The following is a 12,484-nucleotide window of genomic DNA, read 5'->3' as shown; positions in this document are numbered from 1 at the left end:
GGTCGGATTGGTGGGGTTCGTAGGATTGGTGGGGTTCGTAGGGTTCGTAGGGTTCGTCGGATCCGTGGGATTCGTAGGATTCGTAGGATTCGTCGGGTTGGTGGGATCCGTCGGATTGGTCGGGTTGGTCGGGTTCGTGGGATTGGTCGGATTCGTGGGATCCGTGGGGTTGGTCGGATTCGTGGGATCGGTCGGCACCGGGGGGGCTGGGTCGTCGTCGTCGTTGCTGGCTGCGGCGATCAGGCCCACGCCGCCCGCGCCGATCAGGCCGGCCAGCAGGAAGTCGCTGAGCACGGAGCCGCCGGCTGCGGCTGCGGCGCTTTCCTTGGTCACGATCAGGCCCACGGCGTCACTGTCACTGGCGGGCGCCACCTGGACGTTGCCAGATGCCAGGTCCAGCACCATGGCGCCTGCGCCATCACCCTCGCGCTGGGCCAGCGTGGCCTGGGTGCCGCCCTCGAAGGTGCCGACCAGGGTCTGGCCGTCCTTGCCCTGGAACAGCGCCTTGGCGCTGCCATCGGCGGGCACGATGATCTTGTCGCCGACCTGCAGGGCACTGCCCGGCTGGGCCATGAGGGTTTCCCCATTGCGCACGATCTGCACGCCCGGGCTGACCTGGGACAGTGTGGCGGGAGGCGTGCCCCGGGGCATGACCGCTGCGGCTGCGCCGGGCTGCATGTTCGACGTATTGAGCTGCGCAAGCACAACGCTGGAGGGCTGCGGGTCACCGAACTGCACGGGGCTGACGGTGGTGTTGCCGGTGGGCTGCATCGATTGGGCGGTCATTTACTCTCTCCAGACAAGGGTTGAGACGACAAGGTCAGACGGTGGCTTGGAAGCCGTGAAAAATCTGTCGAGCCCTTTTGTGCAACATGCATGCCACGTGCACGCTGCAGGTCCGGATGGCCTAGGAATCATCCTAAGATATTGATTTGTATGGATTTATCTATTGATCACAATGTCTCATCAAGGGTCTGTTACGGCACACGTTACGTAACGCTGCCGGGTCTGCTCCGTTACTCGGGCGCCGGTGCCGCGCCATGTTTCATGGCCCTTGACTCGCGGGCCCATGCAGCGGGGCAAGATGGCTTTCGCCTATAAAATCGCTGGCTTTTGGCTGCAGGCGTGTATCGGCGCATGCAGTAAGCCCAAAAGCGAACAGGCCCGTCTTCCAACTTTCATTGCGTAGAGAGCGCCCATATGCTGATTTCGTCCAGAGTTCCGTCGCGAGTGCCGGGTCGTACCTATTTGCGGATAGCCCGGCCCGTGGCCATTGCCGCCTTCAGTCTGGGGGCGGCTTTGTGCGGGGCGTTTGCCCATGCATCGCAGGAGGCGGTGGACGAGGTCTCACGGCTGCTGGAGCAGGGCAAGGCGCCCCAGGCCGCCAAGCAGGCCGAGGCCTACCTCAAGCAAAACCCGGCCGATGTGCAGATGCGCTTTCTGCAGGGCGTGATCGCCGCGGAGCAGCGCCAGAACGCCCAGGCCATCAAGATCTTCACGGCGTTGACCCGTGACTACCCCAGCCTGCCCGAGCCTTACAACAACCTGGCCGTGCTGTACGCCGCCGAAGGCCAGGAACGCAAGGCCTCGGAAGTGCTGGAGCAGGCCATTCGCACCAACCCCAGCTACGCCACGGCGCATGAGAACCTGGGCGACCTGTATGCGCGCATGGCCAGCGATGCCTATGCCAAGGCCTTGCAGCTGGACGGATCGCGCCAGGCCATCCAGCCCAAGCTGGCCCTGATCACGCAGATCTTCCCCAAGCAAGGTGGCGCCCAGGGCAAGACGGTCCAGGCTGCAGCTGCCTCGACCAAGGTCGCCGATGCCAAGGCGGCCGATGCCAAGGCCCGCGAATCCGACGCCAAGCTGGCCGAGGCCCGCGCCGCCGAGACCAAGGCGGCAGAGGCCAAGGCCGCCGAATTCAAGGCCGCTGAAGTGAAGGCCGCCGATGCCAAGGCAGCGCAGGCCAAGGCCGCAGAAGCCAAGGCCGCAGAGGCCAAGGCAGCGGAGGCCAAGGCCGCAGAAGCCAAGGCAGCGGAGGCCAAGGCAGCGGAGGCCAAGCTGGCCCAGGCCAAGGCAGCGGAAGCCAAGGCCGCCGAGACCAGGCTGGCCCAGGAGAAGGCTGCCCAGGCCGCACAGGACAAGGCGCGCGCTGCCGAGGAAGCCAGGCAGGCTGCGGCCAAGGCCGCCGCCGTGACCACCGCTGCGGCCCCTGCCGCCGCCGCTGTGGCCGCCGCCGAGCCCGCCAAGGCAGCGCCAGCCGTCGACGAGAAGAAGGCGGCCCAGTCGGCCGCAGCGCAGGAAGTGGAGGCCGCCGTCAAGGCCTGGTCCACCGCCTGGGCCGGACAGGACATGGACCGCTACCTGGACGCCTACAGCGACCACTTCTCCCCGGCCGATGGCAGCAGCCTGGCCAAGTGGAAGGAACAGCGCCGCCAGCGCATTGTCGGACGCACCACCATCGTCGTCACCGTGCGCGACCTCAAGGTGACGGTGGACGGCGACAAGGCCACGGCCCAGTTCCGCCAGTACTACGCATCGGGCGCGCTCAAGACCACGACCCGCAAGACCCTGCGCATGCAGCGCGAAAAGGGACAATGGCGCATCACCCACGAAGGAACCGGTTCCTGATGCCTGAAAGAGCGCGCCCCCTGGCACGGTCATCCGCCGGCTTGCTGCGCCTGCATGCGCGGGCCGCTGGCGTGGCCGTGCTGCTGGCCGCTCTGTCCACGATGTCGTTCGGCACGGCGGCCTACGCCAAGCCGGCCAAGGCCTCCAAGACTGCATCCGCCAAGCCTGCAACGGGCAAGACCAGCAAGACCGGCAAGGCCGGCGCAGCCAGGCTGCGCTCGGCGTCGGGCAAGACGGCCGTGGCCGCCGCTGCGGTGGCGGCCACGGCAGGCGGCGTCGCTGCCACGGCAGGCCATGCCAAGGCGGCGGCCGGCTCGCAAAGCCAGGCGGAGGCCCGCCTGCTGGCCATCATCCGCCAGGTGGAGCAGCGGGATCTGGATGGCGCCCTGAAGGCGGCCGCCGATCTCACCGCCGAAGTCCCCAATTTCCGCGCAGCCCAGCTGGTGTATGCAGACCTGCTGCGCTTCAAGACCGGCCGTGCCGGCGAGGTGCTGGCGGGCACGCCCGTGGCTGCGTCCGCCGCCCCCAGCCATCCGGGCCAGGGCGTGCTGGTGCGGCACAACCTGTCCGTGGGCAGCGTCACACGGCTGGAGGGTCCGGCCAGTCCCGCGCAGGCCCAGCTGCAGGATCTGCAAAACGAACTCAAGCGCCGGCTGCAGGCGGACAGCGGCGCGCCGCCTGCGGGTTCCGTTCCCGGCGAGTTTTTGATGCTGGGCGCATCCGTGCGGCATGCCATTGCCATCGACGCCAGCAAGTCGCGGCTGTACCTGTTCGCCCATGAGGCAGGCGGGCTGCGGCTGCTGGGGGACTTCTATGTCTCCGTGGGCAAGCTGGGCACCGACAAATGGCAGGAAGGCGACCAGCGCACGCCGCTGGGCATCTACTTCGTGGGCCGCCACATCCCCGGGCCCCGTCTGCCGGAGTTCTATGGCAAGGGTGCGCTCACGGTGAACTTTCCCAATGACTGGGACAAGGCCGTGGGCCGCTCGGGCAGCGGCATCTGGCTGCATGGCTCGCCGCCCGACCAGTTCTCGCGGGCGCCCGAGGCCAGCGATGGCTGCCTGGTGCTGGCCAACCCCGATCTCACCTTGCTCATGCAGACCGTGGACCGGCAGACGCCGGTGCTGATCCGCGAAAAGCTGCAATGGGTGGCCCCCAAGGCCCAGGCCCAGCAGAAGGCGGCAGACGCCTTCGTGCGCGTCATCGACGACTGGAAGAGCGCCTGGAACGGTGCGGACCCGCGCAAGCTGGCCGCCCTCTACGCGCCCGACCTGCTGCAGTCGCCGGCCTCGCGCACATCACAGGAGCGGCTGGCCGCCTACCTCAACCGCCCCGGCGTGACGCTGCAGGACCTGTCCATCTATTCCTGGAAGGACGCCAAGGGCGAGATCCGCGTGGTCAACCTGCGCGCCAGCAGCAAGTCCTTTGCCGAGGGCCTGCCGCTGCGCCAGTACTGGCGCAAGACGGGCGGGCGCTGGCAGCTTTTCTCCGAGGACGTGATGGGCTGAGCCCGGCGCAGCTCAGGTGTTCTCGTTGTGGCGGTTGCTGTCGAAGCGGCGCTCCGCATCGAACAGGTGCTGTATCAGCACATGCGAGGTCATGTTCACGCCGATGCCGCCAATCATGGCCGGCAGCAGGTACAGCGCCGTGGACAGCTCGGAGACGAAGAGGGTGTTGTCGGACAGCGAAGGCGTCGCCTTGGCCGCCGAGGCCAGGCTTTGCAGCAGGTAGACATCCACCCCCGCCATGGCCACCAGGGCCAGCCCGAACAGCAGCACCGTGGTGCGCGAGATGCTGCGCTTGGCCAGCAGGGCGGCGTAGATGGCGCAGGGAAGAACGACCGAGAAAACCACCAGGCTCCAGAATCTGGCTTCGGTGAAGACGGTGGTGCTGATGCGCAGGGCATTCATCGGTGCGGTCTTTCGGTGCGGTCCTTCGGTACCTGGGGTTCCTGCGGTTCCCTGTCGGCCGCCCAATATGCCGCGCTTGCGTAAACGCCCGGTGAACCCGGCGCAAACCGGTGGTTGCACATGCAACCAGGCGCACCGGTCGCAGTCTTGTCCGCTTCGGCCCTGCCTGGCCCGATGCGTCCCTCAGGGGGTCACGACTGCCGCACCAGATAGGCCGGCAGCTGCGCCTCGGGCAGCACGGACAGGACCTTGAGCTGCAGCTGGGCGCGCTTGCGTGCCTGGGCCAGGTAGTCCTGCAGCGCCTGCGCGGCCCGCTCGTACTCACCATCCCACAGGGCGTCGATGACCTGGCGGCAGTTCTCGAGCAGGGGCGGGTTGGGCGACTGCGGGAACATGCGGTCAAAGGTGCTGTGGATCAGCCACGGCATCTGGCACTGCTGCAGCATGCCCACCAGCTTGTGGTTGGGATGCCGTGCCAGCAAGGCGCCGTGCAGGTGCTGCTCCAGCCGCAAAAGCTCCTGAGCTTGCGGTGCGGCGGGGGCGTGCAGGCGGCGGCGCAGGTCAGCGAGCATGTCCCTGTCCAGGCGCGGGCCGCTTTCGCGCAGCGCCGCGGGCGCCAGCAGCGCCAGCAGCTCGAAGTCCTGGTTCACCGCGCGTGCCGTCAACGCCGCCACGCGCCAGGAGGCATAGGTGCTCTTGTCCACCAGTCCCCGGTCCACGAGCCGGCTCAGCACCTCGCGCAGGGCCACGCGGTTCACGTTGAAGTGCTCCATGGCCGCGCTTTCGTCGATCTGGAAGCGCCCGAAGATCATGGCGATGGAGATGGTCTGCTCCAGCTCGTCGTGGATGCGCTCGCTTTCCGAGGGGATGTGGATGGTGGCGTTGCCCTCCTCCAGGCCCAGGGCCCGCGCGTCCAGCGGCAGGCGCTGGGGCTGCACGGCCTGCCCGGGCCGGGCCACCAGGTAGCCGCGTCCGTCGAAGGTGCACAGCAGCCCTTCGGCATGCAGCAGCTCGAAGGCCTTGCGCACGGGTATGCGGCTGGTGCCGAAGACCTTGGCCACCGGCCCCTCCAGCAGCACCAGGCCGGGCTCGATCCGCTGCTCGACGATGGCCCCGCGCAGGCGCTGGCGTATCAGTTCATAGCGCAGCCGGCGTTCGCCGGGATCGCCGGATTCACCGGATTCGCCGGGGCCTGCTTCCTCGTCGCGGGCAAGCTGCGTGGGTGCTGGGGTGGCTCTTGTCATTCCTGCTTCATCTGCATGTACCTGTGCACCGGCCGCCGCAAAGGGGGCCGGTATCCGGCAGGACTATAAGGGGCGGGCGCGGCGCAGCAGCGTGGCCCATTGGCGCACCAGGTAGTTGTGCTCGTCCATGACGGTGTTCCAGACGGCGATGTGGCCCAGGCGCTGCTCGTAGGAACCGCCGTCGCGCACGCTGCCGCGCGGGATCACGACCTGGCCGTCGGTGCCCCGCAGGTCCTCGGCGGCAGGCAGGCCGGCGTACCAATAGTCCCATTCGCTGGCGCGCAGGTGCTCGCGGCTGCGCAGCGGGTTGGAGATGTAGTAGCCCTGCCGTGCCATCGCCGCACCGGGCCAGCCGGACTGCCACCAGTTCAGGTAGCGGTAGGCGGCATCCAGCGTGTCGCCCCTGGCCTGGCTGGAGATGCCCAGGCCGCCGTACCAGGCCCGGTATCCTTCGCGCGGGCAGGCCAGCCGGTAGTCCAGCCCCGCCGCGCGGTAGTGGGCGATGGCCGGCGACCAGTGGCTTTGTATGGCGACGCCGGCATCGATCATCAGCCGCGCCGCATCGGCGTAGTTGCCCCAGAAGCCCCGGAACTGCTCCGACTCCTGCCGCTGCAGCAGCAGGGCCATCATCTGGTCGATCTCCTCCAGTCCCAGGTTGCTGATGTCGCCAAAACGCATGTCGCCGCCGGCCTGCAGGGCCAGGGCCGCATCCAGCGCGCCGATGGCCGCATCCGCCTGCAGGGCCGCACGGCCACGGCAGGCGGGAGACAGCAGCCACGACCAGCTCTCCTCGGTCTGCGCGAACAGCTCCGGCACGGCGGCGGGCAGGTAGACGAAGCTGTCGGCGTTGTGCGTCAGCGGCAGCATGCTGATGCGCGATGCGGGCGTGCCGCCCAGGGTGCCATCGGCCTGCACGTACAGGCGCATGGCCGGGTTGCAGCCCGCGCCCAGGGCCGCCTGCGGCGTGATGCGCCCGGTCTTGGGCAGGGCGTTGACCTCGTCCCAATGCGCCAGCCTGCCGATGTCTATGGGTTGCAGCGCCCCTGTCGGCCACAGGCAGTCCAGGCTGTGGAACCATTGGTCGTAGAGATCGAAGCTGTCCTGGCGCATGACGGCCTGGCGCTGCGCGTCGAAGCCGTCGAGCACCTCGAAGCGGATGCGCAGGCCCAGGTCCTGCTCGGCGCGGCGGCGCATGGCCTCGGTCAGCGTCACCGAGGTGCCCAGTACCCGCAGTTCAGGCATGTTCTTGCGCATGGGGTGTTCCTTGTCAATGGAAGGCGGCCGGGCCGGGTGCGGCGCCGGGCTGCGCCCCATTGTCCTGCGCGAAGAAACGCTGGAACGACTGCCAGGAGTCGTCCACCTGCTGCCCGTTGAGCCCCGAGGCGATGAAGACCAGGCGCGAGCGGCCGTCGCCACCGGGCCATTCGGCCAGATGCTCGGGCGCATGCATCAGATGGCCCATGCCGTGCAGCACCGTCGGCTGCCCCTGCGGCCATCCTTCGGCGGCCACGGCCACGAGCCCCTTGAGTCGCAGCACCCGCTCGCCATGGCGGTGCAGCAGCCAGGTCAGCCACAGCGTCAGCGCACACCAGTCCACGGGGCCGTCGAGTTCCAGGCAGAAGGCCTGGATGCTGCCGTGCGGCTCCTGGCCCTTGCGGCTGCGAGGCGTGCCTGCAATGGCGCGTGCCAGCCAATTGCTCTCCTGCACGGGCTGCTCCTGCCAGGCCGGCAGCGCCTGGCGGCTGTTGCCGAGCACGGCCAGCGGATTGAGCCTGGCAAGCTGCGCGCGCAGCGCCTCGGCGTCCTGCGGCCGGGCCAGGTCGGTCTTGCTCAGGTACAGCCGGTCGGCGGCGGCGACCTGGGCCTGCCATTCGGGCCGCTGCGCATGCGTGGCCGCGTGCAGGGCATCGACCACGGTGGCGACATGGGCGGGCCTGAAGACCTGGCGCAATTGCGCATCCCCTATGAGGGTGGCGATCACCGGGCCGGGCGCGGCAAGGCCCGTGGTTTCGATCAGCACGCGCTGGAACGCAGGCAGCTCGCCGCGCTCGCGGCGCTGGTGCAGCCGCCACAGCGCCTCCTTGAGTTCGCCGCGGATGGCGCAGCAGATGCAGCCGTTGTCCAGCAGCACCGTGTCGGCGTCGATGCGGCCCACCAGCAGATGGTCCAGCCCCACGGCGCCGAATTCGTTGATCAGCACGGCGGTCTCGGCAGCGGGAGAGTCCTGCAGCCATTGCCTGAGCAGCGTGGTCTTGCCGCTGCCCAGAGAGCCCGTGAGCACACCCACGGGCAGGCGTGCATCGCCGGTCATGGCGCCTGCTCCGGTTGCGGCCAGGGCATGGCCAGCGGATCCAGCTCGCGGGCCAGCAGCCGCTCGGCCGCGGGCCACAACGCACCGAAGTCGGGCACCAGAACGCTGGCGCCCGTAGGCCCCTGCAGCAGGTAGGACTGGCCGTGGAAGTCGCTGAGCCGCAGCCGCCACAGCGCCAGCAGCCGGTTGGCGCGCGCAATCTGAATCAGCCGCTGGCGGCGCCCGGCCGATCCGGCCGGCGCCTGGCTCCAGTGGCCGGAGCCCTGCAGCAAACCGCACATTCCACACATGACAGAAACCCTTTCGGTTGCGAATGGAGCCGCCTGCGAAACTGGCGCAGCCAAAGAGCAGAGACACCGAGGAAGGGCCTATGCCGGCCGCGCCGCCCCGCACCGAGGGTGTCGCCGGCTGCCCGTACGCCCCCTCCGAAGAGAGGGGGAAGGCGCGAAGCGACTCAGGGGGTGCTTCTTTTCACGGCATGACATCGCCGGAATTGGGCCCCAGCGTCTGTCCCACATACAGATTGCCACCGGGATCGGAGGCCAGCAGCACCGCCGTGGGCGCCACCTCGTCGGCGCGGCCGAAGCGGCCCAGCGGCAGGCTGGCCTCCTTGGCGCGTTTCCAGTCCGCGCTGATGCCGTCGACCAGCGGCGTGGCGATGGGGCCGGGGGCAATGGCATTGACCAGGACATTGTCGGGTGCCACTTCCAGCGCCAGCGACTTGGTGAAGCCGATCACGCCGGCCTTGGCCGCCGCATAGTGGCTCAGCTCCACGCCGCCCTTGATGCCCAGCTGCGATGCGATGCTGATGATGCGTCCCCAGCGCTGGGCCTGCATGTGCGGCACTGCGCGCCGCGCGCACAGGAAGACGCTGCGCAGGTCCACGCGCAGCATCTCGTCCCACATCGCGGTGGACATGTCGGCACAGCGCGACTGGGTGAGCATGCCGGCGTTGTTGACCAGGATGTCGATGCCGCCGAAGGCCTGCACGCAGCGGTCGATGATGCGGTGGGCCGTGGACTCGTCGCCCACGTCGCCGATGACGGTCTCGGCCTGCGTGCCCAGCGCGCGGCAGCGCCGGGCCACGTCCTCGGCCCGCGCGGCATCGATGTCGGCCAGCAGCAGCCGCGCGCCGGCCTGCGCATAGGCCAGGGCAATGGCCTCGCCGATGCCGCTGCCGGCGCCTGTCACGACGGCGCGGCGGCCGTCCAGTGGCTTGGATGTGCTCATGTCGGATGTCCTCAACTGGGCCAGCGCACCGTCAGGCCGCCGTCGGCAATGATGGATTGGCCGGTGATGTAGGAGGCCTCGTCGCTGGTCAGGAAACGGATCAGGGCAGCGATTTCGCGGGCCTTCCCCACGCGTCCCAGCGGGATGCCCCTGGCCGCTTGCGCCAGGCCCTCCGGCCCCAGCGAGTTGACCGGGTCCAGCGATTGCGGCGTCTCGATCAGGCCGGGGATCACGGCATTGCAGCGTATGCCGCGCGGTGCCAGCTCCATGGCCACGGCGCGGCACAGCCCGGGCACGCCCGCCTTGGCGGCCGCATAGTGGGCATGCTGCTCCCAGCCGTAGACGCCGCCTGCAATGGAGGAGACGGCCACCATGGCCCCGCCTGCAGCCATGTGGCGCGCACTGGCCCGGAAGGTGCGCATGACGCCGCCCAGGTCGATGTTGATGACCTCCTGCCACTGCGCATCGCTCATCTCGGCCAGGGCCGCCTGGCGCAGCAAACCCGCATTGGCGACGGCGAAGTCCAGCCGGCCGAAGCGGTCCACGGCGACCCGGGCCAGGTGCTCGACCTGCTCGGCATCGCCCACATCGACCGCCTCCATCACGCACCGCCCGCCCGCGCGCTCGACAAGGTCCCGGGTCTGGCCGGGATCGTGAGGGTCCTGCGGGTAGTAGCTGCCGGCCACGGCAACGCCGGCCTGCGCGTAGGCCACGGCCAGCGCCTGGCCGATGCCGCTGGCAGCGCCGGTGATGAGGGCGACCTTGTTCCTGTCGATCTGCGGGTGCATGGCGGCCTCACTTCACGGTCTGGGGATCGACATGGGGTGCCAGGAACATCAGCAGTCCCGAGGCTGCGCAGGGAATGGCTCCCCAGTACAGCGCCGCCTGTGCCCAGTCCGCCCCCTGCGACAGCGTCCAGGTCACGCCAAAGCCTGCCGCGATGGCGCCCACCTGGCCCATGGCGTTGACGAAGGAGCTGGCCGTGGCACGGATGTGGCTGGGAAAGCTCTCGCCGATCAGGAAGAGGGCCGCTGCATAGGGGCCGATCAGGAAGAACAGCCCCAGCGAGTACAGCGGCACGATGCGCCAGAAGTCGCCCGAGGGCGCGTTCAGCATGAGCGCGAAGGCCAGGCCACCCAGCATCCAGCCTATGGCCACGGCGTTGCGCCGGCCTATGCGGTCACCGAGCCAGCCATGGAAGACATAGCCCAGGAAGCCCGCGAGATTGGAGATGATGAGCACCTGCAGCGCGCTGGAGAAATCCACGCCCTTGCCCGGCGTGCCACCGGCGCCGCCCAGCACCGAGGTGCCCAGCACCGCGAAGATCACGATGGCGAACCAGTTCAGGAAAAAGCCCAGGGCCAGCGACAGCGTGGGCCGCAGCGAGGCGCCCCGGAACATGGCCGACAGGCCGGTGTGCTGCGCTTGCTGCGGGTGGGCGCCATGGGCCTGGGCCAGGCGTGCGGCCTCTGCCTCGCGTCCGGCACGGCGCAGATCGGCAACGCGCCGCGCGGTCAGGAACTGGGGCGTTTCCACCAGCCGGCGGCCCAGCACGGCAATCACCAGGGCGGGGAACATGGCGAACACGAAGGACAGCACCCAGCCGCCGCCCTGGCCGAACCAGCGCTCGCCCAGCGGATACAGCAGGGCCACCAGCACGGCCGTGAGCACCGCGCCCACGGGCCAGCCGCCTTGCACCAGCGAGTAGATGAAGCCGCGCCGGCGCAGGGAGGCCGGGTCCGTGTAGACCAGGGAGAACAGCTCGCTCAGGTAGGTGGCGTTGATGCTTTGCTCTGCATAGCCCAGGCCCGCCAGCGAGCGCACCACGATCAGCAGCACGAAGCCCAGCCCCGCCGACAGCCCGATCACCCAGCCGGCCAGCGCCGTCAGGCCCGAGCACAGCGCGGCGCCCGCCACGGCGATGATGATGCCCTTGCGCCGGCCCAGCCGGTCGGCGATGGGGCCGATGCCGAAGGCCACGATCACCGTGCCCAGCGTCACCCAGGTGTTCAGCCGCGCCTGCTGCTCGGCGCTCCACCGGAAGTGCTCGCCCAGTTGCGGCAGCAGGGTGCCGAAGAGGATGAAGTCGTAGACGGCAAAGACCCAGGCGAAAAAGCAGACCCAGGTGGCGTAGCTGACCTGCCTGCGCGTCACGGTGGGCGCGGTCCAGGGGGCATCGATCCCGGCCGGGGCCGGATGGCCTGCGCCTGGGGCGTCGGAGGCAATGGCGGAGGTATTCATGGTGTCCTCGCTGAGGTGGGATGCGGCATCAACGCGGCTGGCGGCGCAGGAAGTCGTCGGCGATCTGGTCGCACGTCATGAAGCGCACGCCGTCGTGCGACTGGAAATGCTCGATCAGGCGCTCCAGCATCAGCAGCACCTGGGGGCGGCCGGAGACATCGGGGTGGATGGTGATGGGGAAGACCGCGTAGTCGTGCTCGCGGTAGACCCAGTCGAACTGGTCGCGCCACATCTGCTCTATGTCGCGCGGGTTGACGAAGCCGTGGCTGTTGGGCGACTTCTTGATGAACATCATGGGCGGCAGGTCGTCCAGGTACCAGTTGGCGGGGATCTCGACCAGCCGTGTCTCCTTGCCGCGCACCAGGGGCTTCATCCAGGTGTCGGGATGCTTGCTATAGTCGATGCGGGTCCACTGGTCGCCCACGCGCACGTAGTACGGGTGGAAGTCGTTGTGCATCAGGCTGTGGTCGTACTTGATGCCTTTCTTGAGCAGCAGCTCGTTGGTGACGGGGCTGAACTCCCACCAGGGCGCCACATAGCCCGTGGGTGCGCGGCCGGCCAGCCGCGTGATGACCTCGATGCTGCGGTCGAGCACCGCTTCCTCCTGCTCGGGCGTCATGGCAATCGGGTTCTCGTGGCTGTAGCCGTGGATGCCGATCTCATGGCCCGCGTCCACCACGGCCTTCATCTGCTCGGGAAAGGTCTCGGCAGAGTGGCCCGGGATGAACCAGGTGGTCTTGAGGCCGTATTTGTCGAACAGCCTGAGCAGCCGCAGCGAGCCGACCTCGCCCGCGAACATGCCGCGCGAGATGTCGTCGGGCGAGTCCTCCCCGCCATACGAGCCGAGCCAGCCGCCGACGGCATCGACGTCCACGCCAAACGTGATCTGTATGTCCTTGCTCATTGCATGCACTCCT

At 68.8% G+C, this 12,484-nt stretch carries 11 protein-coding genes and 1 pseudogene; 2 read left to right on the top strand and 10 right to left on the bottom strand.

Going from position 1 to position 12,484, the window contains the following annotated elements; all coding sequences use genetic code 11:
• Window positions 1–786: pseudogene (locus HFGMBDPB_RS21530) on the bottom strand (hypothetical protein); the annotation flags it as partial.
• 480 nt (window positions 787–1,266) lie between these two features.
• Between HFGMBDPB_RS21530 and HFGMBDPB_RS21525 the strand changes: the two are divergent.
• Together HFGMBDPB_RS21525 and HFGMBDPB_RS21520 are read left to right on the top strand one after the other, a co-directional pair.
• Window positions 1,267–2,631, top strand: coding sequence for a L,D-transpeptidase Cds6 family protein (locus HFGMBDPB_RS21525; RefSeq protein WP_349305387.1), 1,365 nt, complete (start codon window positions 1,267–1,269; stop codon window positions 2,629–2,631).
• The gene (locus tag HFGMBDPB_RS21520; RefSeq protein WP_016449811.1) at window positions 2,631–4,139 is read left to right on the top strand and encodes a L,D-transpeptidase family protein; all 1,509 of its coding nucleotides are present in this window, start codon (window positions 2,631–2,633) and stop codon (window positions 4,137–4,139) included. Before HFGMBDPB_RS21525 ends, HFGMBDPB_RS21520 begins: the two co-directional genes overlap by 1 nt.
• A gap of 12 nt (window positions 4,140–4,151) precedes the next feature.
• Here the strand turns inward: HFGMBDPB_RS21520 and HFGMBDPB_RS21515 are convergent, their stop codons facing one another.
• The 9 genes from HFGMBDPB_RS21515 to HFGMBDPB_RS21475 form a co-directional block, all read right to left on the bottom strand.
• Window positions 4,152–4,541 (bottom strand): hypothetical protein, encoded by a 390-nt coding sequence (locus HFGMBDPB_RS21515; protein ID WP_016449810.1) that lies wholly within the window; start codon window positions 4,539–4,541, stop codon window positions 4,152–4,154.
• Window positions 4,542–4,732: 191 nt separating this feature from the next.
• Complete coding sequence (locus HFGMBDPB_RS21510) at window positions 4,733–5,785, bottom strand: GntR family transcriptional regulator (RefSeq protein ID WP_016449809.1); 1,053 nt, start codon at window positions 5,783–5,785, stop codon at window positions 4,733–4,735.
• A gap of 63 nt (window positions 5,786–5,848) precedes the next feature.
• A complete protein-coding gene (locus tag HFGMBDPB_RS21505; protein WP_203399845.1) occupies window positions 5,849–7,039 on the bottom strand; it encodes an ABC transporter substrate-binding protein in 1,191 nt (396 codons plus the stop codon).
• Between the two features lie 13 nt (window positions 7,040–7,052).
• Entirely contained in the window at window positions 7,053–8,096 is a 1,044-nt protein-coding gene (locus HFGMBDPB_RS21500; protein ID WP_016449807.1) for a CobW family GTP-binding protein, read from the bottom strand.
• Window positions 8,093–8,386 carry a hypothetical protein gene (locus HFGMBDPB_RS21495; protein ID WP_016449806.1) on the bottom strand — a complete coding sequence of 98 codons (294 nt, stop codon included), beginning with the start codon at window positions 8,384–8,386 and terminating at the stop codon, window positions 8,093–8,095. Before HFGMBDPB_RS21495 ends, HFGMBDPB_RS21500 begins: the two co-directional genes overlap by 4 nt.
• Before the next feature lie 181 nt (window positions 8,387–8,567).
• On the bottom strand, window positions 8,568–9,326 hold the full coding sequence (locus tag HFGMBDPB_RS21490; protein WP_017405599.1) for an SDR family NAD(P)-dependent oxidoreductase: 759 nt from the start codon (window positions 9,324–9,326) through the stop codon (window positions 8,568–8,570).
• Window positions 9,327–9,337: 11 nt separating this feature from the next.
• Window positions 9,338–10,114: an SDR family NAD(P)-dependent oxidoreductase gene (locus HFGMBDPB_RS21485; protein WP_212646189.1), complete on the bottom strand. Its 777-nt coding sequence runs from the start codon at window positions 10,112–10,114 to the stop codon at window positions 9,338–9,340.
• A gap of 7 nt (window positions 10,115–10,121) precedes the next feature.
• Complete coding sequence (locus tag HFGMBDPB_RS21480; protein ID WP_212646188.1) at window positions 10,122–11,567, bottom strand: MFS transporter; 1,446 nt, start codon at window positions 11,565–11,567, stop codon at window positions 10,122–10,124.
• A gap of 28 nt (window positions 11,568–11,595) precedes the next feature.
• Complete coding sequence (locus tag HFGMBDPB_RS21475; RefSeq protein WP_016449802.1) at window positions 11,596–12,471, bottom strand: polysaccharide deacetylase family protein; 876 nt, start codon at window positions 12,469–12,471, stop codon at window positions 11,596–11,598.
• Between the last annotated feature and the right edge of the window lie 13 nt (window positions 12,472–12,484).

The organism is Delftia sp. PE138 (genome assembly GCF_018320755.1).
In the GTDB taxonomy this organism is placed as follows: Bacteria; Pseudomonadota; Gammaproteobacteria; order Burkholderiales; family Burkholderiaceae_C; genus Comamonas; species Comamonas tsuruhatensis.
Note: the sequence above shows the minus strand (reverse complement) of the source record. Positions and strands in the feature narration are given on the sequence as shown.